The sequence below is a fragment of the Ensifer sp. LBL genome (genome assembly GCF_050435225.1).
Lineage (GTDB): Bacteria > Pseudomonadota > Alphaproteobacteria > Rhizobiales > Rhizobiaceae > Ensifer.
Genome location: NZ_JBNDJY010000002.1, coordinates 144,578 through 166,483, shown reverse-complemented (window position 1 = coordinate 166,483; position 21,906 = coordinate 144,578). Strand labels below are relative to the sequence as shown.

18 protein-coding genes are annotated in these 21,906 nt (G+C 62.7%); 13 read left to right on the top strand and 5 right to left on the bottom strand.

Annotation, left to right across the window (positions count from 1 at the left end):
- Nucleotides 1-169 precede the first annotated feature (169 nt).
- The 3 genes from OKW20_RS08090 to OKW20_RS08080 all read right to left on the bottom strand — a co-directional run bounded on the left by OKW20_RS08090 (nucleotide 170) and on the right by OKW20_RS08080 (nucleotide 1,792).
- On the bottom strand, nucleotides 170-739 hold the full coding sequence (locus OKW20_RS08090) for a hypothetical protein (RefSeq protein WP_043616286.1): 570 nt from the start codon (nucleotides 737-739) through the stop codon (nucleotides 170-172).
- A gap of 144 nt (nucleotides 740-883) precedes the next feature.
- Entirely contained in the window at nucleotides 884-1,015 is a 132-nt protein-coding gene (locus OKW20_RS08085; protein WP_082006004.1) for an ABC transporter, read from the bottom strand.
- A 189-nt stretch (nucleotides 1,016-1,204) separates the two neighbouring features.
- Nucleotides 1,205-1,792, bottom strand: a complete 588-nt coding sequence (locus OKW20_RS08080; protein ID WP_082006005.1) for a L,D-transpeptidase — start codon at nucleotides 1,790-1,792, stop codon at nucleotides 1,205-1,207.
- A 335-nt stretch (nucleotides 1,793-2,127) separates the two neighbouring features.
- Here OKW20_RS08080 and OKW20_RS08075 point away from each other — a divergent pair, with 335 nt between their 5' ends.
- The 13 genes from OKW20_RS08075 (at nucleotide 2,128) to OKW20_RS08015 (ending at nucleotide 19,631) form a co-directional block, all read left to right on the top strand.
- Entirely contained in the window at nucleotides 2,128-2,883 is a 756-nt protein-coding gene (locus tag OKW20_RS08075) for an SDR family NAD(P)-dependent oxidoreductase (RefSeq protein WP_043616289.1), read from the top strand.
- Between the two features lie 178 nt (nucleotides 2,884-3,061).
- A complete protein-coding gene (locus OKW20_RS08070; protein WP_429115844.1) occupies nucleotides 3,062-4,135 on the top strand; it encodes a LacI family DNA-binding transcriptional regulator in 1,074 nt (357 codons plus the stop codon).
- Nucleotides 4,136-4,154: 19 nt separating this feature from the next.
- Nucleotides 4,155-4,901: a transporter substrate-binding domain-containing protein gene (locus OKW20_RS08065; protein ID WP_043616293.1), complete on the top strand. Its 747-nt coding sequence runs from the start codon at nucleotides 4,155-4,157 to the stop codon at nucleotides 4,899-4,901.
- Between the two features lie 78 nt (nucleotides 4,902-4,979).
- Nucleotides 4,980-6,635, top strand: coding sequence for an amino acid ABC transporter permease (locus OKW20_RS08060; protein ID WP_429171364.1), 1,656 nt, complete (start codon nucleotides 4,980-4,982; stop codon nucleotides 6,633-6,635).
- 10 nt (nucleotides 6,636-6,645) lie between these two features.
- On the top strand, nucleotides 6,646-7,308 hold the full coding sequence (locus OKW20_RS08055; protein ID WP_429172292.1) for an SDR family oxidoreductase: 663 nt from the start codon (nucleotides 6,646-6,648) through the stop codon (nucleotides 7,306-7,308).
- A gap of 13 nt (nucleotides 7,309-7,321) precedes the next feature.
- Nucleotides 7,322-10,354 carry an aminotransferase class III-fold pyridoxal phosphate-dependent enzyme gene (locus OKW20_RS08050; protein WP_429171362.1) on the top strand — a complete coding sequence of 1,011 codons (3,033 nt, stop codon included), beginning with the start codon at nucleotides 7,322-7,324 and terminating at the stop codon, nucleotides 10,352-10,354.
- A 198-nt stretch (nucleotides 10,355-10,552) separates the two neighbouring features.
- Complete coding sequence (locus OKW20_RS08045; RefSeq protein ID WP_429171360.1) at nucleotides 10,553-11,701, top strand: ABC transporter ATP-binding protein; 1,149 nt, start codon at nucleotides 10,553-10,555, stop codon at nucleotides 11,699-11,701.
- A gap of 20 nt (nucleotides 11,702-11,721) precedes the next feature.
- Nucleotides 11,722-12,951, top strand: a complete 1,230-nt coding sequence (locus OKW20_RS08040) for an ABC transporter substrate-binding protein (protein ID WP_429171358.1) — start codon at nucleotides 11,722-11,724, stop codon at nucleotides 12,949-12,951.
- A 25-nt stretch (nucleotides 12,952-12,976) separates the two neighbouring features.
- Nucleotides 12,977-13,930, top strand: a complete 954-nt coding sequence (locus tag OKW20_RS08035) for a carbohydrate ABC transporter permease (protein ID WP_429171356.1) — start codon at nucleotides 12,977-12,979, stop codon at nucleotides 13,928-13,930.
- Entirely contained in the window at nucleotides 13,923-14,735 is an 813-nt protein-coding gene (locus OKW20_RS08030; RefSeq protein ID WP_043625687.1) for a carbohydrate ABC transporter permease, read from the top strand. The genes OKW20_RS08035 and OKW20_RS08030 overlap by 8 nt, the downstream gene beginning before the upstream one ends.
- Before the next feature lie 4 nt (nucleotides 14,736-14,739).
- Entirely contained in the window at nucleotides 14,740-16,443 is a 1,704-nt protein-coding gene (locus OKW20_RS08025) for an amylo-alpha-1,6-glucosidase (RefSeq protein WP_429171355.1), read from the top strand.
- 14 nt (nucleotides 16,444-16,457) lie between these two features.
- Nucleotides 16,458-17,492, top strand: coding sequence for a LacI family DNA-binding transcriptional regulator (locus OKW20_RS08020; protein WP_402325034.1), 1,035 nt, complete (start codon nucleotides 16,458-16,460; stop codon nucleotides 17,490-17,492).
- 126 nt (nucleotides 17,493-17,618) lie between these two features.
- Nucleotides 17,619-19,631, top strand: a complete 2,013-nt coding sequence (locus OKW20_RS08015; protein ID WP_429171353.1) for a beta-galactosidase — start codon at nucleotides 17,619-17,621, stop codon at nucleotides 19,629-19,631.
- Between the two features lie 281 nt (nucleotides 19,632-19,912).
- Here the strand turns inward: OKW20_RS08015 and pcaF are convergent, their stop codons facing one another.
- Nucleotides 19,913-21,118, bottom strand: a complete 1,206-nt coding sequence (gene pcaF, locus OKW20_RS08010; RefSeq protein WP_429171351.1) for a 3-oxoadipyl-CoA thiolase — start codon at nucleotides 21,116-21,118, stop codon at nucleotides 19,913-19,915.
- Complete coding sequence (locus OKW20_RS08005) at nucleotides 21,118-21,900, bottom strand: CoA-transferase subunit beta (protein ID WP_429171349.1); 783 nt, start codon at nucleotides 21,898-21,900, stop codon at nucleotides 21,118-21,120. The genes pcaF and OKW20_RS08005 overlap by 1 nt, the downstream gene beginning before the upstream one ends.
- Nucleotides 21,901-21,906: the final 6 nt, after the last annotated feature.

Below are 21,906 nucleotides of genomic sequence, written 5' to 3'. Positions count from 1 at the left end.
TCACCCAAGCTTTTTTGTGCGGATGCTGGTCCGCAGGTGGCAATCACGCACGAGACTGCCATGCGTCGCTCGGACCTGACAAGGCAATAAAACCGTAGCGGTCGAGAACGCCGTTGACGGGCGATGGAGGCGCTTCCTTGTGCCTGGTCAGGCGTGGCGTGCTCGCCCGCTAGCCGCCGTTCATCTCACGCAGCCGCGTGATGAACTGCTGCGGCCGAAGCCAGATGCCAGGTGTCTTGTAACCCATGGAGCGCGCGATGTCGGCCACGAAAGCGTTGCAGTTGTAGATCGACGCCTGCCAGAAGCGGGCTTCGGACTTGAGCTTTCGGATCTTGGCAACGACGTCGCGATATTGCGCCTCCGTCAACATGACGCGCCAACTCGCGGACCTGTATTGTTCTTCAAGGTCGCCGTCGCTGGCGCCAGTTTCGGCCGGGACCGGCAGAAGGTGGCCAATAACATAGGGAGCGGTATCGCTTGTCGCGGGTGCAAGCCCCGCAACTTCCGGATTGACCATTGCTCCGGACTTGCTGAGCTGGCCGAAAATTACATAGGAGTGCCCGTAACTGAGCGCATAACGAGAGCGGAACTCGATGAAGTAGCCCTGATTGCTCTGTTGCGACGTGCCCGCATAGCTTGAGACAAACCGCGGCTGTGGGCCCTTATCTTGCGATTGACACGCCGTGAGCGCCATTGTGGCCAATACGGCGAACGAAATAAGACCTCGTGAACGCATCATTCCTGCGCCATCTTTCCCGAATTCTGATGAGCACGCGAGAATGCCACCTAAGGCTTTCGGTCCGCGCGCCCCTACGAGTGGCCGGGCTGGCCACGATCAGATAGGGCGGGGAGGACCATGGTCCTCCCCGAACCAAGGTCAGAATTATTTGTAAACGGGCGCCGGTTCTGCGGCCACCGGTGGTGGGGCCTTGCCTTTGCCTTTGCCGATGGTCCCGCACGCCGCGAGGCTGGCGACGGAAAGCAACGCAACTGTAACGATTAGGATTCTGCTCATCAATATGTCCTTTCCTCTGTGGTCGGAATGGTTATTCGAAGGCAACGCTTACAGTATTAGTAGCAATTCACGATTCGGCCTAGTGCGGAAAGAACACACTCCCTGTCCGCTTTATCGTTACCAAAATCCAAACTGTGTTTCGGAACATTCCCGCCCTACTCCAATACGGAAGAGAGATAGAGTACGCTATCAAATGATCAATACCGGAGTTCCAATTGGTGTCCGCGCGTAAAGATCGACTATATCATCATTGGTTAGACGTATGCAGCCGTTTGAAACGGCCTGGCCTATAGTCCAGGGTGCATTCGTGCCGTGGAGGCGGAACTTGGTGTCCTGTCCGTTGCGATAAAGGTATAGAGCCGACGCGCCCAAAGGGTTGTGAGGGCCGCCTGTAACGCCGCCGGCGTATTGCGCCAGTTCCGGTTTGCGTCGGATCATGCTTGCGGTGGGCGTCCATGACGGCCACTCGGCCTTGCGACCGACGATGGCTCGCCCTTTGAGTGTGAGCCCTTCCTCTCCGACGCCGATTCCGTAACGCATCGCCCATCCGCCGTTTTCGATCGAATAGAGGTAGCGTTGCGATGTATCGACGAGAATTGTTCCGGCCGGTTCCTTGCCGTCATACCGGACGTGTCTCTTTCGGTAGCGTGGATCCACACCCGGTGTGCCACCGTACAGCGATGGGAACGAAACGCCCTGCCAGCTTGAACTGCACCCGGCCAGCAAGCCAAGGCTGCTGATAAACAGGGCTCTCCGAGTAATGCGCTGATTGTCCATCTTTACCTGCTGAGAAAAATGGTACACCCCGACTCGCTTTTAGCATTGCAATATTTGCCGGCAAAGTTCCGATCAGTCAAACTAAACCATGCGTCAGCCTATGCGTTCGGAACAGGAGATATTTTTGCACGTTCCGCGGGAAAGTCTGCGCAAGAATAATGTATTCGTGCGGACGAATCTGAATGGTGCTCGGAAATCTCATTAAAATTGCTGGTGTTTTTCGCGTCTTTCTGTGGACGGTGGGTCGATAAATCTGTGCCTCGCATCGAATGCATGAAATGATTTGCGACATCGCACACGTTCGATTGGTCGAATGTGACAACTGGAATGACGGTATGAATTTAGGCTTCACTGGCAAAGTCGCTGTGGTGACCGGCGCCGGTTCAGGAATCGGCGCGGCCGTATGCCGGCAACTCGCGGCCGAGGGCGCGGAAGTCATTGCTGCCGATGTCGATGCGGACGCAGTGCGTCTCGTCGTTGAAGATATTTGCGCGAATGGAGGCAAGGCCCATCACGTCGCGCTTGATGTCGCGGATGCAGCCGCCGTTGAAAAGCTGGTGAACTACGCCGTTCAGACCTGTGGTGGCCTGCATCTCGCAGTCAACAATGCAGGGATCGACGGCGTGCGCAAGGCAACCGCCGACTATCCAATCGACAGCTGGCACGCGCTGATGGACGTCAACCTTCATGGCGTTTTCTATTGTATGAAATACGAGATCGCGGCCATGGCGGCGCAGGGTGGCGGCGCGATCGTAAATACAACGTCCATTCTCGGTTCGGTCGCCTTGCCGACCGCCGCCGCCTACACGGCGGCCAAGCACGCAGTGGTCGGGCTGACGAAGGCCGCTGCGATCGAGTACGCCCGTAGCGGTATCCGCATCAATGCGGTGGCGCCCGGCTGGATCGACACGCCGCTATCGGGCGAAAATGCCGACGTGTCCAGCAGCCGGCGCATGATGTCGCTGCAGCCGATGGGACGCCGTGGCACGCCGCAGGAAGTGGCGGCCCTGATCTGTTTCCTGTTGTCGGAACAGGCAAGCTTCATCACGGGAAGCGTTCACCTCGTCGATGGCGCCTACACCGCTCACTAGCGGGCCGCGCACGCACCGTTCCAATCCCCTCCCGTTGTTCAGGGCACGCAGACGCGTGTCCGGCTTCGCGTAGCGTTTGCTGTGGCGCATGAATAAAAACGTTTTTATTTTTCTTGAAAACGTTTTTATTGGCTGTTACCTCTAGTCTCCAGGAGAAGGCCTAAGCCTGGGAGGGCGCATGGCGACTGAGATGCACAGGGCGCGACGCACGCCGACGCCGACGATCAAGACCCTGGCGGAGATGACCGGCTATTCCATTGCCACGATCTCCAAGGCCCTGCGTGAATCGCCCGTGGTTGCACCGGCGACCAGAGACATCATCTACAAGGCGGCACGCGAAGTCGGCTACCAGGCCAACGCCCGCGGCATGGCGCTTCGCACCGGCAAGAGCTTTCAGGCGGCCGTGCTGATGCCGGTGACCGCGGCGCGCGACTATGAATGGGACGGCGTCGAATACACCCAGACCCTGAGCGGCATCAGTCAGGCGCTCGAAGGCACCGACTACCGCATGTCCGTGCATGTCATCCGCGATGCCGCCGATGGCGCGGATGCGGCGCGCCGCATCGTCGACCAGGGGCTTGCCGACGGGCTGATCTTCTCCGGCATTCTCGCCGACGATCCGCGCATCGATCTGCTCGTCGGCGAGGATTTCCCCTTCGTCTCGATGGGACGTTGCCGCGGGGATCTCGACTATGCCCATGTCGACATCGACAACGAATGGGCTGCGCATGCGGCGACCGCGCGGCTGATCGCCGGCGGCCACCGGCGGATCGCGCTGGTCAATCCGGAACGGCGGCTTTCCTACGCGCTCGACAGGATCGACGGCTTTGTCCGGGCGTTTCGCGAGGTCGGCCTGGAAGCCCCGACGGATCTGATTGCCGAGGGTGATCTCTCGACCCATTTCGGACGGCAGACGGTGATCGATTTCCTGCAATTCGACGACGCGCCGACCGCCTTCGTCTGCATCAACGAATCCACCACGCTCGGCGTGCTCTCGGGCCTCGGCAGCCTCGGGCGCCAGGTCGGCGTCGATGTCGATGTCATCGCCTATGACGACATCAATGTCAGCGCCTATTTCACGCCACCGATCACCACTTTCTATCAGCCGATCGAGGTGCTCGGTCGCACGCTCGGTCAATTCCTGCTGCGCCGCATGGAGGGGGAGGACCCTGGGGCGTTGCGGCAGGTCTTCCGGCCGACGCTGATCGAGCGCCAACCCGACAATCTCGGCGGCCGTCTGATCCAAAACTAATCATCCAAGGAGGAGAACCATGAAAAAACTGATGATTGCCATGGCCATTGCGGCCCTTGCTTCGAGCGTGTCGCACGCCGCCGATCTCGGCGGCAAGCTCTTGAAGGTCGGCTCCGACACGACCTCGCCGCCGATGGAAAGCATCGATCCGGCAACCGGACAGGTCGTCGGCTTCGACGTCGATGTCGTCAATGCCGTCTGCGCCAAGATCAACTGCCAGGCCGAATTCATCACCACCGGCTGGGACGGCATCTTCGCAGCCCTCGACCAGGGCAGCTTCGACCTCGTCGCGTCGGGCGTCTCGATCACCGAGGAACGCAAGAAGGCGATGGACTTTTCTGACCCTTACATCGTCAACAGCCAGGCCGTGCTGATGCGTGCTGACGACCAGGGCATCACGCTCGACGCCTTCAAGGACGCCGGCAGGAAGCTTTCGGCCCAGGCCAACACCACCGACGCCCAGGTTGCCGAAAGCGTCGTCGGCAAGGAGAACGTCGCCGCTTACGACACGTTCAGCGCCGCGATCATCGCGCTCAAGAACAAGGACGTCGACGGCGTCGTCATCAACGGCGCCAATGCGGCCGCCTACGAGCGCGAGTTCGCCGGCGAGCTCGTCGTTGCCATCAAGGATCTCGAATCAGATCCGCTCGGTCTCGTCTTCCGCAAGGGTGACGAAAACGTCGCGGCCTTCAACGAGGGCCTGAAGCAGATCAAGGACGACGGCACGCTCGACCAGCTGATCAGCAAATACTGGGGCCTCAAGTAAGCCTTTGAAATCGATCGGATCCGGAGCGTGCCGCGCTCCGGGTCGTCTGTTTGTCTGTCCTGTGCCCCGGAGGAATGAATGTCGTTCCTGAGAAGCGTGCGTCCGAGCAATCTGATCATCCTGACCGCGCTGCCCTTCATCATCTATCTGTTCATCTCCTCCGGCGACTATCAGCGCTCGCTGCGTGCGATCCTCGGCGTCGAGAACGGTTCGTCGGCCTTCGTGCCGGGCTTTCTGGCGCTGGCGATCGCGTTTTGCTCGGGCATCGCGGTGCTCGTGTTCTCGCGCGCCAAGGCGCCGCGCCCGCGGCTTGCGAACGTTGCCGCGCTGCTCAATCTCGCTGCCGCCGCCGTTCTCGTCATCGGCCACAACATCCACCCCTTCGTCGCATCCGTCGTCGCCAACGGCGTCGATCCGTTCAAGTCGACGCTGATCGTCAAGGGCGTGACGCCCCGGCAGTTGACGGAAGCCGCGGACCTGATGGTGCAGGGCGTCGAAGCCTGGCTGTTCCCCGCCTATCTCGCCGTCACGCTGGTTGGCCTCGGGCTTCATTTCTTGAGCAGCCGTCCAGATGCCCCTTCCGACGGAAAGGCGCGTCGCGTCGCCCGCTGGATCCTGGGTCTCACCAATGGCGCCGGTTTGGTCTTCGTCTTTTTCTTCGCCCATATCGCCTTTGCGGCCGGGGTCGCGACCACCATCCGCGCCGCGATCGCAGCCTATATCCTGGCGGCGCTCATGGGCCTTGTCTGGGTCGGACTGCTGCAACTGCATTCGACCGTCAGAACCAGCCTCTATTTTGCCATTGCCACCCTTGTGCTGGCGGTTGCGGCCGGCTGGTTCCTGATGCAGCCGCGCGACACCTACGTGCTCGCCGGCACGCTTGAGGGCAAGGTCGGCATCGTCACCAACACGCCGGCGGGCCTGATCAGCGCGGTGCGCTTCGGCCAGTATGACGGTGCGCCGCAGACGGAAACGCCGGTGCGCACCTTCGTCGGCCCGGCCGAGGCGCTCGCCTCGATTGCCAAGGGTGAAGGCGTTTCAGGTGCCCTGCTGCCGGCCGCTTCCGCGCCCGCCGACATGCCCGTCCTCTGGAAAACCGAGGCGCTGAACGATCGCGATCGTGCCGCCGGTGTCACCGTTGCCGTGCTTGCGATCATACTTGGTCTCTTGACCTTCGGCGGCTATCTGCATCAGCGCCATCCGCTGGCGATCGGCTCGGAGTTCATCGTCGACACGATCCGCGGCATTCCGATGCTGGTGATCGTGCTCTATGTCGGCCTGCCCTTGAGCGGGGCGCTCAAGGACGCGACACAAGGCGTGCTCGACCCGCCAAATCTGATGCGCGGCATCGTCGCCATGGCGCTCGCCTATTCGGCCTATCTCGCCGAAATCTTCCGCTCCGGCATCAACGCGATCCCGGTCGGCCAGATCGAGGCGGCGCGCAGCATCGGCCTCAACCGCTGGAAGACGGCGCGTCTCGTCGTGCTGCCGCAGGCCTTCCGCATCATCATTCCGCCGCTCGGCAACGAGCTGATCGCGATCCTCAAGGACACGTCGCTCTTGTCGATCCTGTCGATCCGCGACATCACCCAGCGCATGCGCGAGTTCCAATCGGCAAGCTTCCTGCCGTTTGCACCCTACAACTCGGCGGCGATCTTCTACATCTTCCTGACGCTGGCCGCGGCAAGCCTCGTCAACATGGTCGAGCGGAAATATGACATCAAGCACCGCTAAATCTCGCACGGTGCTGATCACTGGCACCTCGCGCGGCCTCGGCGCGGAGCTCGCGCGGCTCTACGCCGAAGATGGCTGGCGGGTGATCGCCTGCCAGCGGGAGCCGATCTCGAGCGAAGGCTCGGCGGATCGCTTGGCGCTGGATGTTGCCGATCCGGCATCAATCGACGCCCTTGGGCGGTCGCTACAGGGCGTCGCGATCGACTTGCTGATCAACAACGCGGCCGTGCGCGGCGATGTCGGGGGCCTTGCGGCGCTTGAGCCGGGCGACTTTCTCGACGTGATGCGGGTGAATGCGCTGGCGCCGCTCTTGGTGACGCGGGCGCTGCTTCCGAACCTGCGCGCCGGCAAACAGACTGTCGTCGCCAATATCAGCAGCCGCGCCGGGTCGCTCGCCGAAGGCACGCTCGACGATGACGACGGCGACTATGCCTACCGCTGCTCCAAGGCGGCGTTGAACATGGCGACGGTCAAGCTCGCGCAGGACCTGAAGCGTGACGGGATTTCCGTCATCTCGCTGCATCCGGGCTGGGTGCAGACGGACATGGGCGGCAACGACGCCGTCGTTTCGGTGGCCGAAAGTGCGGTCGGGTTGAAGGCGATCATCGACCGCACCGGTTTGGCCGATAGCGGCAGTTTCCGCGCCTATGACGGGCGCAGGGTTTCGTGGTGACAGGACAGTGAATATGGCAGACAGAGATTTGAGAACCGAGCAGGAACTGGCGACGATCCGGGCCTGGCTCACCGAGACCTACGGCATCGAGGCGAGCCTGTCGCCGCTACCGGGCGAGCACGATCTCAACTATCGCGTCTCCGCCGCCGATGGCCAGGAGTACCTGCTGAAGCTGCACGCCGCCGGCGATGCGGACGAACTGGACATGCAGGTGGCTGTGCTCGAACACCTCGCGGCTAAGGCATCGGGCCTGCCGATATCGCGGGCGTTTCGTGATCGTTCAGGCGGTGTCGCCAGCCGGGTCGAACTTCGGGGTCCGCGCACCGCACGGCTTCTCTCCTGGCTGCCGGGCGATATCTGGGCGAAGGCGCCGCGGCGCGATACGGCAAGCGCCGAAAGTCTCGGACGCCTGCTCGCCGGACTTGATCGCAGTCTCGAAGATTTTTCCCACAGCGGCGCCAAGCGGCTTTACGGCTGGGACATCGGCCGGGCCGACATGCACCGCAAACATGTCGAGCTGATCGACGGCGTGGAAAAGCGGTCGGCCGTCGATGGCATTCTTGACCGTTTCAGCGCGGTCGTCCTGCCGCGACTTACGACCTGCCCGATGCAGGTCATTCACAACGACGCCAACGATTACAACGTGCTGCTCGACGAGAACGGCGCGGTCAGCGGTCTTCTCGATTTCGGCGACATGGTCGAGACCTGGCGGGTGATCGAGATTGCGGTCGCTTCCGCCTATGCGCTGATCGGGGCTGCCGATCCTGTCGGCACGATCGCAGCCCTTGCCGGTGCCTACCACCAGGTCAATCCGTTGAGCGAAACGGAAATCGAACTGGTCTTCGATCTGGTCGTGACCCGCTACGCCGTCAGTATGTGCATGGCGGCAAAGCAGATCCGCGATAATCCCGAAAATACCTATCTGCTCGTCAGCCAGGAGGACGTCTGGCGCGAACTCAATCGCCTGCAGGGCGAGAACCGCGCAATCGCCATCGCGCGCATCCGCGACGCCTGCGGTTTCGCACCGATCCCGCAGGCCGCCGCCGTCGTTCGCTGGCTGGAAAAGAACGCGCATGACTTCGCGCCGATCGTTCAGCCCTCGGTCGAAAAGCCGAAGGTGACGGTGTTCGATTTCTCCGCCTCGGGACCTGAAGCCGCACAATGGGCGAGCCTCGATGCGGCGGAAGCTGAAGCCCGCATCATGGCCCGGATCGGCAGCGAAGGCGCCGCCTTCGGCATCGGCCTTTACGGGGAGGATCGCGGGATCTACCGGGGCGAGGCCTATGAGACGGCGATCGAAGGCGCTCGGCGCTCGGTGCATCTCGGCGTCGACATCTTCGCGCCGGCAGGCGAGCCGGTCTCGGCGCCCTTTGCCGGCAAAGTCGCTTTCATTCATGACGATGCAGTTGCCTTTGGTTTCGGTCCGACCGTACTTCTCGAGCACGAGATCGAAGGCGGTCTGCGCTTCTGGACGCTCTACGGCCATCTTTCTCGCGACAGCGTCGCCAAGCTTTCGCAAGGCCAGGCGATCGCCAAGGGCGAGGTTTTTGCCACCTTCGGTTCCGCTGACGAAAACGGCAACTGGGCGCCGCATCTGCATTTCCAGGTCGTCACCGATCATCTCGGTCTTGGCGGACAGATGCATGGCGTCGGCGTTGGCGACCAATGGCAGGTGTGGCGCGAGGTGAGCCCGGATCCGAGCGTCGTGCTTGGCCTTTCGGTTCCGGTGTCGGTGATCGTGCCGCGCGACAAGGCGTTTCTGGTACGCGAGCGCCATCGCCGCATCGGCCGGTCGTTGAGCATCGCCTATAGCGCCACCCCCTTGAAGATCGTTGGCGGCGAGGGAGCGCATCTGATCGACGAGGACGGCACGCGCTGGCTCGACATGGTCAACAATGTCTGCCACGTCGGCCATTGCCACCCGCGCGTCGTCAAGGCGGCGCAGACGCAGATGCAGCGGCTGAACACCAATTCGCGCTATCTGCACGATTCGCTGGTCGAATATTCCCGCCGGCTTGCCGCGCAGTTTCCGGATCCGCTCAACGTCTGCTTCTTCGTCAATTCCGGCAGCGAGGCGAACGACCTCGCGATCCGCCTGGCGCGTGCCTATACCGGCAACCGCGACATCATCACCGTCGACCATGCCTATCATGGCCACCTGTCGAGCCTGATCGACGTCAGCCCCTACAAGTTCGCCGGCAAGGGCGGCGAAGGGCAGGCGTCGCATGTGAAGGTCGCCGAAATGCCGGATCTCTATCGCGGGCGCTATCGCTACGGCGACGCGGATGCCGGTCGCAAATATGCCGAGGACGTGCGCAGCCAGGTGGCGGCCCTTGCCGCCGAGGGTCGCCGCCCGGCATTGTTCTTCAGCGAAGGCATTCTCGGAACCGGTGGGCAATTATCGTTGCCGGAAGGGTACCTGCGCGAAGCCTATGCGCATGTGCGCGCGGCCGGCGGCCTCTGCCTTGCCGACGAGGTGCAGGTCGGCTTCGGCCGTGTCGGCAGCCACATGTGGGCGCATGAACTCCAGGGCGTCGTGCCTGACATCGTCACCATGGGCAAGCCGATCGGCAACGGCCACCCGATGGCAGCTGTGGTCACTACCGAGGCGATCGCGGCCTCCTTTGCGAACGGCATGGAGTATTTCAACACCTTTGGCGGCAATCCGGTCTCGGCCGAGATCGGCCTTGCCGTGCTCGATGTCATCCGCGACGAGCGGCTGATCCATCATTGCCGCGTCGTCGGCGAACGGCTGATGGACGGCGCACGGGCACTCGCTCAAAAGCACGCGATCATCGGCGATGTCAGGGGGCATGGCCTCTTCAACGGCATCGAGCTGGTGCGCGACCGCGAGACGCTGGAGCCGGCGGCGCGCGAACTCGATTTCGTCATTGCCGAGATGAAGCGCAAGCACCGCATTCTCCTGAGCAGCGAGGGGCCGCACCACAATGTGCTGAAAGTGAAGCCGCCGGCGCCCTTCAGTGCTGAGGATTGCGACCGCTTCCTCGATGCGCTCGACGATACGCTCCAGCGTCTAACCGTCTGAGACAAAAGACCAAAAACGGCCGCCTCCGGGCGGCCGTTTGTCTTTGCCCGCTGCTCTCAACAGCAAAATCGGATCGATGTGATTTTCCGCTTTACAAGAAAGTTAAACGTTTTTATCGTACATATAAACGTTTAACTAGTCGCGCTGAACTCCGGCCTTGGGTCGCCGTTACAGCGCTCCGCCGGCAGGGAGGGCCCGTTGGCAGCGATCCGCATCGACAATTTGCGCAAAGGCTTTGGTTCGCTCGAAGTCTTGAAGGGTATCAACCTCGATATCGCCGACGGCGAGTTCGTCTGCTTCCTTGGGCCATCGGGCTGCGGGAAGAGCACGCTGCTGCGCTCCATCGCCGGGCTCGAGGATCTCGATGGTGGCTCGATCCATCTGGGTGAGCGCGACATCACCGACGTCGCCTCGGCCAAGCGCGATATCGCCATGGTCTTCCAGAACTACGCGCTCTACCCGCACATGAACGTGCGCAAAAACCTGTCCTTCGGCCTGGCGCTGAATGGCATGAAGCGTGACGAGATCGATCGTCGTGTCGACAACGCCGCCGACATTCTGCGCATCAAGGAACTGCTCGCTCGCAAGCCGCGCCAGCTTTCCGGCGGCCAGCGCCAGCGCGTGGCGATCGGCCGCGCGATCGTGCGCGAACCGAAACTCTTCCTTCTCGACGAGCCGCTGTCGAACCTCGATGCTGGCCTGCGCGTCACCATGCGCGTCGAGCTCGCAGCCCTGCACGAGCGCCTCGGCGTAACGATGATCTACGTCACCCATGACCAGGTGGAAGCGATGACGCTTTCCGATCGAGTCGTCGTGCTCGACAAGGGCAAGGTCAGCCAGTTCGGCACGCCGCTCGAACTCTTCTATCAGCCGGCCAACCTGTTCGTCGCCGGCTTCATCGGCTCGCCGCGCATGAACTTCGTGACAACAGAAGTGACATCGCAGGTCGATACGGCGGTGACGCTCAACGGCGGCGGTCTTGCCCATCCGCTCACGCTCGAAATGCTCTCGGCCACACCGATCGCAAAGCCCAAGGCGGTGACGCTCGGCATTCGTCCGGACAAGATCGAGCTGGTTTCGGCCGAAGAGGGTCATCTTGTGGGCGACGTCCGCCTGGTCGAACGCCTCGGTACCGAAAGCCACGTCCATATCAGCCTTCAGAACGGCGGCGACATGACCGCGGTCGTGCGCGGCACGCATCCGGTTTCTGCCCGCGAGCGCGTGCATCTGCGTCTGCCGGCCGAGCATTGCCATCTGTTCGACGGCGAGGGCCAGGCGGTTGCGCGGCGTCTCGACGTAGAGACGCAGGCGCTCATCAATCAGGAAAAGGCAAAGCGGGTCGCGTAACCCGAAGGAGGAGGAGAAACATGCTCAACAGGAAGTCGATCATCGGCTCGCTGATGGTTCTGGCGATGGCCGGAGCCGCGACGGCCCGCGCGGAAGAAGTGCTGCGTTTTGCGACCTGGGACACGGATGAAAGCCTGGCGATCCAGCAGGAAATCGCCAAGAAGTTCGAGGAAAAGCACCCGGGCGTGAAGGTTCAGGTCGAGCCCTATGCAGACGGCTACGATCAGAAACTGATCGCCGCCTTCGGTGCCGGCAACCCGCCTGATGTCATGTATATGTGGAACTTCCCGCAATACTACACGTCGCTGAAGCCGCTCGACGATCTGATCGCCAAGGACGCGGCCGAGATCAAGCCGGACGATTTCCCTAAGGGCCTGATGAACACCGTTCGCGTCGAGGGTAAGACCTACGGCATGCCGTCGGGCTTCACCACCCAGGTTGTGTTCTACAACAAGGACATGTTCGCCAAGGCCGGCGTCGAGGAGCCGAAGGACGGCTGGACCTGGGACGACCTGCGCGCCAAGGCCGCCAAGTTCCGCGACGAGCCGAACAAGGTCTACGGTTTCGCCGTCGACGCCAAGCCCGACCCGTACGACTTCGAGCAGTTCCTCTGGTCGAACGGCACCAAATACATCTCCGACGACGGCAAAAAGATCGACGGCTACATGAACAGCGATGCGGCCGCTGAGGTGCTCGACATGTTCGGAGACATGGCCAAGAAGCAGGAAGCGATCACGCTCAACCTCGGCGACGACACGTCGGGCAGCACGCTCTTCAAGGGCGGCAAGATCGCCATGTTCCAGAGCGCCATGTGGTCGAAGTCCGGTATCGACGCGTCCGGCATCAAGTATGGTGTCGCGCCGCTGCCGAAGTTCGGCGACAAGACCGCGCACTCGGCGCTTGGCGTCTCGGCCATCTCGATCGCCAAGGATGCGGCCCATCCGGACCTCGCCTGGGAATTCGTCAAGTTCTTCTCGTCGCCGGAAGCGGTCGCCATGCGCATCAACGACCTGCCGGTGCGCACCAGCGTCGCGGAAGAGAAGGGCATGACCAAGGACCCGATCTACAAGCCCTTCTTCGACATCCTTGCGACGTCCAACACCGAGACCCATGCGTTCCTGAAGAACGCCAACTGGGGCAAGGTTCAGGACAATCTCGCCCGTGCCATCGAGGCGACGATGATCGACCAGGGCAATGCCAAGCAGCATCTCGACGAGGCGGTCGCCCGCTCGAAGCGGCTGATCAAGTAAGAAAAGGGAGCCCGGGGAGATGGACATGACCTACGCAACAGCCGCAGTGCCGGCCGCGGCCAAGCGCAAGCGCTCGGCCTTCGCCCGCCACGTCGCGGCCTATCTGTTCATCTCCCCGTGGATCCTTGGATTCCTGTTTTTCACGCTCGGTCCGCTTGTCTTCTCGCTGACAATGAGCTTCTACGACTGGCCGGTCGTCGGGGAACGCACGTTCGTCGGATTCGAGAACTACCGCTCCATGCTCTTCGAGGATCCGCAGTTCTGGGAAAGCCTCTGGATCACGGTGAAGTTTGCGGCGATCTACGTGCCGTTCAACATCGTCATGTCGTTCCTGCTGGCGCTGATGCTGCATAACATCACCTTTGCCAGCGGCTTCTTCCGCACCGCCTTCTACCTGCCGAGCGTCATTTCCGGCGTCGCCCTTGTGACGATCTGGAGCTGGATCTACAGCCGGGAATACGGCCTTTTGAACTTCATGCTCTCCTTCATCGGCATTGACGGGCCGAACTGGCTCGGCGATCCGAACCTTGCGATCGTCGCCATCATCATCGCCAGCCTCTGGGGGCTTGGCGGCACCATGCTGATCCTTCTGACAGGCCTGAAGGCGATCCCGAAGGAACTCTATGAGGCGGCGACCGTGTCCGGCGTTCCCGGCTGGGCGCAGATGCTGTTCATCACCCTGCCGATGCTCGGGCCGATGCTGCTCTTCACCTTCATCACCTCGATCATCTCGGCCTTCCAGCAACTGACGATCGCGCTGCTCCTGACCAAGGGCGGCCCGCTCGGCTCCACCTATTTCTTCGCCATGTACATCTACGACAACGCCTTCAAGTATTTCGACATGGGTTATGCCGCCGCCGGCTCCTGGGTGATGTTCATCATCGTGCTCTTGCTCAGCCTCGGCGTCATGCGCTGGTCCGCCGCCTGGGTCTATTACGAAGGCGAAGTCCGCGAGAACGATGGAGAACGCAATGCGTAAGACGCTGCTCTATTCCGCGCTCATCCTGCTGTCGGCGCTGTTCATCGCGCCGTTCTACTGGACCTTCATGACGGCGATCAAAAGCTCGGCCGAACTCTACCAGTTCCCGCCGGTCTTCTGGCCCTCCGAATGGCACTGGGAGAATTTTGCCGCCGCCTGGAACAAGCAGCCGTTTGGCACCTACCTCACCAACTCGCTGATCGTGGTGGTGCTGTCGACCATCGGCCAGCTGATTTCCTCGTCGCTGGTCGCCTATGGCTTTGCCCGTTTCCGTTTCCCCGGCCGCGACCCGCTGTTCATCCTGTTGCTCGCGACGATGATGATTCCGTGGGACGTGAAGATGATCCCGCTCTACATGGAGTTCAACCTGCTCGGCTGGATCAACACGCTGAAGCCTTTGATCGTGCCCGCCTATTTCGCCGATGCCTTCTTCGTGTTCCTGCTTCGCCAGTACATCATGACCGTACCGATGGAGATCGACGAGGCCGCCCGCATGGACGGCGCCAACGCCTTCGACATCTACTGGCGCATCCATCTGCCGCTGATGATGCCGGCGCTGGTGCTGGTCGGCACCTTCCACTTCATGAACGCCTGGAACGACTATCTCGGCCCGTTGATCTTCCTCAACGACCAGTCGAAGTACACGCTGACCCTCGGGCTTTCGATGTTCAAGGGCCTGCACGAGGTGGACGTGACGTCGATTGCCGCGATCACCGTTATCCTCTGCCTGCCGCCGCTCGCGCTCTTCTTCGTCGCCCAGCGCTACATCATGGACGGCGCGGTCGGCTCGTCGGTGAAGGGCTAACGGCATGCTGTTTGACATCGATACCGTGCCCTTCAGCCGCAGGGGCCGCTTCCTGACGCTCTCGATGATGCGGGTGCCGGGCCGCGACGGCGAGCGGGCGCTTTATCTTCGCCACGTCGCCGGCGGTGACGAGCGGCCGTCGCTCGGCCGCCTCTGCCGCGTCGAGTTTTTCGATGCTGAGGGCGCGAGCGTGACGCCTGTGCTCGTGCTTTCCCCGGAACGGCTCGATGCCCGCATCGGTGACGGTGCGGTCGCCTTCGTCATCGGCGAAGGAGAGCGGCTGCACATCTCCGGCAGACAAGCCGGCGTGCGTTTCCATCTTGAGGGCTCGCGTTACGATTATGTCTACCGCACACCGACCGGCGAGGATTGCCTGGTGGCCGCGGTCGAAAACGTCAAATTCATCCCGCGGGCGATCACTGGTGACCTGAAGGTCACCGGCGCCTGGCAGCGCGACCATTCCGAAGACGTGTCCTTCGCGTTCTCGGGGACCGGCGCCTTCGAGGGCAATGTCGATTTCTTCCGCACCGTGCCACCTGTTGACCGTCCCGGCCGCTTCGCAGAAGCGCTTGCGGATGCGACGGCCGAATTCGGCGAATGGCACGCACGTGTTCCGAAGGGCGTGGAAGGCCAGGACGATGCACATCGTCTCGCAAGTTACCTGCTCTGGGCGAACGGCGTGCCCGCGGGTGGCGCGCTGACGCGGCCGGCGATCTACATGTCGAAGAACCACATGATCAACATCTGGAGCTGGGACAACGCCTTCTCCGCGCTCGGTGTGGCGGCCTTCGATCAGGATCTCGCCTTCGACCAGTTCGCAGCGATCTTCGACCATCAGGACGCCTCGGGCCTGCTGCCGGACTACATCAACGACCGCGACGTGCTCTTTGCCTTCACCAAGCCGCCGGTGCACGGCTGGGCGGTATCGCTGATTGCGGCCACCGATCCGGACTTCCTGACGGCGGAGCGCAAGTCCTACCTGCGCGATGCCATCGGCCGGCAGGTCGATTACTGGCTGACCCATGGCCGCGGGGATGCCGCGAGCCTGCCCTCTTACTTTCACGGCAACGACAGCGGTTGGGACAACGCCACCTTCTTTGCCGAGGGCGGCCCGGTGATCTCGCCTGATCTGCCGGTCTTCCTGATCCTTGCCTGCGAGGCGCTGGCCGATCTTCTCGAAGACGATGGAGAGCGCCGGGCGATGTGGCGGCAGAAGGCTGCAGACCTGCAGGCGCTGCTGTTTGAACGTCTGTGGACCGGCGAAACCTTTGGCGCTCGGCTCGCTGCGGATCCAGAGCGGATCTTGCCGGGCGAAAACCTCATCCAGTTCATGCCGCTGCTGCTGGGAACACGTCTGACGCCCGACATGCGCGAGAAGCTTGTGGCGCGGCTCGTCGCCGGCGACTTCATCACCGAATGGGGACCGGCGACCGAGAGCCCGAAGAGTTCCTTCTACGAGGACGACGGCTACTGGCGCGGCCCGATCTGGGCGCCGACCACGATGCTCCTCTGGGATGGGCTGCGCCAGCAAGGGGAGATTGAACTGGCCAACGAGGTCGCGGAAAAGTTCTGTTCACTGGCGAGCAAAAGCGGTATGGCCGAAAACTTCGACGCGCGCTCGGGGAGGGGCCTTCGCGATCGCGCATTCGCCTGGACATCCGCAGTCTATCTTGTGCTGGCAGCATCGCTCAGCGCCAACAGCCCGTGACGAGCAGAACCGCCATGCAGAGACCGACGATCAAGACCATTGCGCAGGAGACGGGGCTTTCCATCGCCACCGTTTCCAAGGCCCTGAAGCATTCGCCTCAGGTTCGCCCGGAGACGCGCGCGATCGTGATCGAGGCGGCCGAGCGCGTCGGCTATGAGCTCAACATGCACGGCGTGCAACTGCGCACCGGCAAGACCTATCAGGTCGCCGCCATCATGACCGCGCCTGGCCCGAAGCAGAACGAATGGGAAGGCGTCGAATACGCCCAGCTCCTGAGCGGCATTTCCTGGGCGCTCGAAGACAGCCCCTATCGCGTCTCGCTCTATGCTGTGCGCAATTTCGAGGAGAGCCAGGCGGTCATCAAGCAGATCGTGTCGCTGAAGAAGGCTGACGGCATCATCATCTCTGGAACGCGCGCCGACGATCCGCGCATTCGCACCATGCAGGCGGCGGATTTCCCCTTCGTCACTTACGGCACCAGCATTCACAATGCGCCGCATGCCTATGTCGATGCGGACAACGAGCAGATGATCCGGGTGTCGATGGCGCGGCTTACGGAGCGCGGCCATCGTCGCATCGCGCTGCTCAACCCGCTGTCGGACCTGAGCTACGGCATCACGCGGCTCGAAGCCTACAAACACGCGCTCGAAGTCGCGGGGCTTCCCTACGATCCGGCGCTCGTCGCCCATGGCCGCCTGACGCCGGCCTTCGGCCGCGAGAACGTGTTGACCATGTCCGAGCTCAGCAACCCGCCGACCGCCTATATCTGCGCCAACGAAGCCTCGGCGCTCGGTGCCTTCTCCGGTTTCCACGAGCGTGGTCTGGTGCACGGGCGTGACGCCGTGATCAACGCCACCGACGATCTCAATGTCAGCCAGTATTTCGCGCCGCCGATCACCACCTATTACCTGCCGATCAGCGAGCCGAGCAGCCTGCTCGGCGCCTATATCCTCAGGCGCATGGAGGGCGAGCCGCCGGAGGCGCTGCAGACGCTGCTCATGCCGAACCTGATCGAGCGCTGCGACGACCGCCTGAACCCGAACCGTTGACGAATTTCGCGCCCGCGCAGGGCGCTCATTCATGCCTTTGAATATAAACGTTTATATTCGAGGCCGTACTGACAAAACCTGAGGCCGGACCCAACCGGCCGTAAGACATGACGAAGGACCGGACCCGTGCACATGCCCCTGACGAGATCGAACCGCTTCAACGCCAAAGAGCAGCAGACCGACATGCTGGAACTCGGCGTCTGCTACTATCCGGAGCAGTGGCCGCGCGAAAAATGGGAAGAGGATGCCCGCCGTATGGTCGAGCTCGGCCTTGCCTGGGTGCGCATCGGCGAATTCGCCTGGGCGAAGATCGAGCCCCGCTCGGGCGAATTCCACTGGGAGTGGCTGGACGACGCGATCGAGGTGCTCGGCAAGGCCGGTCTTAAGGTTATTCTGGGAACGCCGACCGCCGCACCGCCGAAGTGGCTGATCGATCGCTATCCGGACATCCTGCCCGTCGACGTCAAGGGCGTGGTGCGCAAATTCGGCGCCCGCCGCCACTATTGCTTCTCCAGCCGCCGTTATCGCATCGAGGCCGCGCGCATTTCCGAAGCCATGGCCGAGCGCTATGGCAAGAACGCCTTCGTCCATGCTTGGCAGACGGACAACGAGTACGGCGACCACGACACGATCTACAGCTATTCCGACGAGGCGCTGCGCGCCTTCCGCGAATGGCTCGAGGCCCGCTATGGCTCGGTCGAGGAGCTGAACCGCGCCTGGGGCACGGCCTTCTGGGCGATGAACTATCTGAGCTTCGACGAGATCGAGCTTCCGAACAACCTCGTCGAAGAGCCGAGCCCGACCCATATCGTCGACTACATCCGCTTCTCCTCCGACCAGGTGAAGAGCTTCAACAAGGCGCAGGTCGACATCATCCGCAAGCACTCGCCCGGTCGTCCGGTGACTCACAATTTCATGTCGCAGAACACCGACTTCGACCATTACAAGGTCGGCGAAGACATCGATATCGCCTCCTGGGACGTCTATCCGATGGGCGGGCTGCTCAACGGCCGCCTCTCCTCGGAAGAAAAGGGTCGCTACCTGCGCGTCGGCGATCCCGACCAGCCGGCCTTCAACCACGATCTCTACCGTGCCGTCGGCAACGGCCGCGTCTGGGTGATGGAGCAGCAGCCAGGCCCGGTGAACTGGGCTTCGCACAACCAGTCGCCGGCTGATGGCATGGTGCGGCTGTGGACCTGGCTCGCCTATGCTCATGGTGTCGACATGGTCTCCTATTTCCGCTGGCGCCAGGTGCCGTTTGCGCAGGAGCAGTTCCATGCCGGCCTGCTGTTGCCGAACAGCGAAGCGGACCAGGGTTATCTCGAAGTCGCGCAGGTGGCGGACGAGATGAAGCGCCTGCCCAAGGGCGAACGTCGCGAGAAGGCCAAGGTCGCGTTCCTGCTCGACTACAATTCGCGCTGGGCGACACGTGCTCTGCCGCAGGGCCGCACCTATCTGGCGTCGCAGATCGCGCTCGACTGGTATTCGACCGTTGCCCGCCTCGGCGTCGACGTCGATATCATCGGCCAGCACTCGGACCTCGAAGGCTACCAGCTGGTGCTGGCGCCGGACCTTGTCATTCCGGATCAAGCCTTCGTTCAGAAGCTTGCCGCATCTGGCGCCAAGGTGCTCTTCGGACCGCGCAGCGGCAGCAAGACCGAAGACATGCATATTCCCGAGGGCCTGCCGCCGGGACCGCTCGCCGCGCTGATCGACGTCAGTGTCGCGCGTGTCGAGTCGCTGCCGGAATTCCACGGCGAGAGTGTGCTCTACGGCAACGAGACCTATCCGGCCGGCGTCTGGCGCGAAACGGTCCGCACCAGCGAAACCGTGCTTGCGACCTTCGAGGGCGACTACCGCAACGGTGCCCCGGCGCTCGTCGGCAACGACAAGGCGCGCTATATGGCAACCGGCGCGCGGGGCGAATTGCTCGACAAGGTGATCGGTGATGCGCTCGGCTGGGCTTCGGTCGAGGCGCTCGCCGATCTTGGCGATCTGCGCATCACCCGCCGCGGCAAGCTCACCTTCGCCTTCAACTACGGCAAGACCGCCGTGGACGTGCCGGCGTCTGCGGGCGCAACTTTCCATGTCGGCGGCCGCAAGCTCGGCCCGGTCGACGTCGCGATCTGGTCGGAATAGCAGAGGGCCGAGTGGCCGCTTCGGACGTTGACGGTGGTGTTTGGCGGGAGAGCCACACAATCTGCCTCACCCTCGCCCTCGTGGCGGGGATCCAGCGACCCGACGTCCGTCGGGTCAGGAGACTCTTTCGGCCCAAAGACTTGGGCCTGCTGGATTCCTGTGACAAGCACAGGAATGACGGAGACATTGGTTACCTCCGGCTTCTCAATCGCTCGAATCAAAGAGCCCGGCCTTTGAAAAGGTCGGGCTCTTTGCTTTTCAGACGGCAATTGGTTCCGTGCTCAGACCCGTTCGAGCGCCACCGCGATGCCCTGGCCGACGCCGATGCACATGGTCGACAGCGAATAGCGGCCGCCGGTCTCCTGTAGTTCGAGTGCTGCCGTGCCGGTGATGCGGGCGCCGGACATGCCGAGCGGGTGGCCGAGCGCAATTGCGCCGCCGCTGCGGTTGACACGCGGGTCGTCGTCGGCAATGCCGAGGTCGCGAAGCGTGGCGAGCCCTTGCGAGGCGAACGCCTCGTTGAGTTCGATGACGTCGAACTGGGCCTGCGTGAGCCCGAGGCGGGCCATCAGCTTCTTCGATGCCGGAGCCGGGCCGAAGCCCATGATGCGCGGCGGTACGCCGGCGGTAGCACCTCCGAGAATGCGGGCGATTGGACGCAAGCCGTATTTCTTCGCCGCTGCTTCCGAAGCGATGATCAGTGCGGTCGCGCCGTCATTGACGCCGGAGGCATTGCCGGCCGTCACCGTGCCGCCTTCTTGTCTGAACGGCGTGCCGAGTTTGGCGAGCGCTTCCATCGTGGTGGCACGCGGGTGCTCGTCGCGATCGACGATAACAGGCTCACCTTTTCGCTGCGGGATCGTTACCGAGACGATCTCCTTCGCCAGCCGGCCGTTGGCTTGCGCTGCCGCGGCCTTCGCCTGGCTGCGAACGGCAAAGGCGTCCTGGTCCTCGCGGCTGACATGGAAGTCCGCCGCGACGTTTTCGCCGGTCTCCGGCATCGAATCGACGCCGTATTGCTTCTTCATCAGGGGATTGATGAAGCGCCAGCCGATGGTCGTGTCGTAGATCTCGGCATTGCGTGAGAAGGCGGTATCCGCCTTTGGCATCACGAAGGGCGCGCGCGACATGCTCTCGACGCCGCCGGCGATCATCAGCTCGGCTTCGCCCGACTTGATGGCACGCGCTGCTGCGATGACAGCGTCCATGCCGGAGCCGCAGAGCCTGTTGATCGTCGTGCCGGTGACGCCGACGGGCAGGCCGGCCAGAAGCAGCGACATGCGCGCAACGTTGCGATTGTCCTCTCCCGCCTGGTTGGCGCAGCCGAAAATCACGTCGTCGACGGCGTCCCAATCGACATCGGCATTACGCTCCATCAGCGCGCGAAGTGGGACCGCGCCGAGATCGTCGGCGCGGACCGAGGAAAGCGAGCCGCCGAAACGGCCGATCGGCGTGCGGACATAGTCGCAGATGAAAGCCTCGGCCATCACGCAGCCTCCCTGTCGCCCTGGTGGGCCTTCTTGGTGCGGGCGTTGATGTCGCGGAGGGTCTTGAGTTCCAGTTCCGTCGGTGCCGGCGTCTCGATCACCTCTTCGGCGAACTTGATGGACCAGCCGCAATTCTCGACGATCTGCTCGCGCGTCACGCCGGAATGGATGGAGACGACGGTCAGTTCCTTGGTCCGCGGGTCCGGTTCCAGGATGCAAAGATCGGTGATGACGCGCGTCGGTCCCTTGGTTTTCATGCCCAGCCGCTCGCGGTGGTCACCGCCTTCGCCATGGCCCATGGAGGTGATGAAGGGGAGCTTCTCGACGAAGCCGCGCTTGGAAAGCGCCATGGTGATGAAGATACGGCCGCAGTTGGAGGCGATCTCCGGGGCCCCGCCGCCGCCGGGCAGGCGGACCTTCGGGTGGTCGTAGGGGCCGACGACCGTGGTGTTGAGGTTGGCGAACTTGTCGATCTGCGCGCCGCCGAGGAAGCCTGTCGTGATACGTCCGCCCTGCAGCCAGTAGCGGAACATCTCCGGCACCGAGACGGTGAAAAGCGCGGTATCGCAAAGCTCGCCGTCGCCGATCGACAACGGCAGCACGTCCGGCTTGGTGCCGACCGTGCCGCTCTCGTAGATCAGCGTGATGTCAGGCGCATGCGTCAGCCGCGCGACGTTGCAGGCCGCAGACGGCGCGCCGATGCCGACAAAGCAGACGTCATCGTTGGAAAGCGCCCGGGAAGCGGCAATCGTCATCATTTCGGTTGGGGTAAAATCGCTCATCCTATC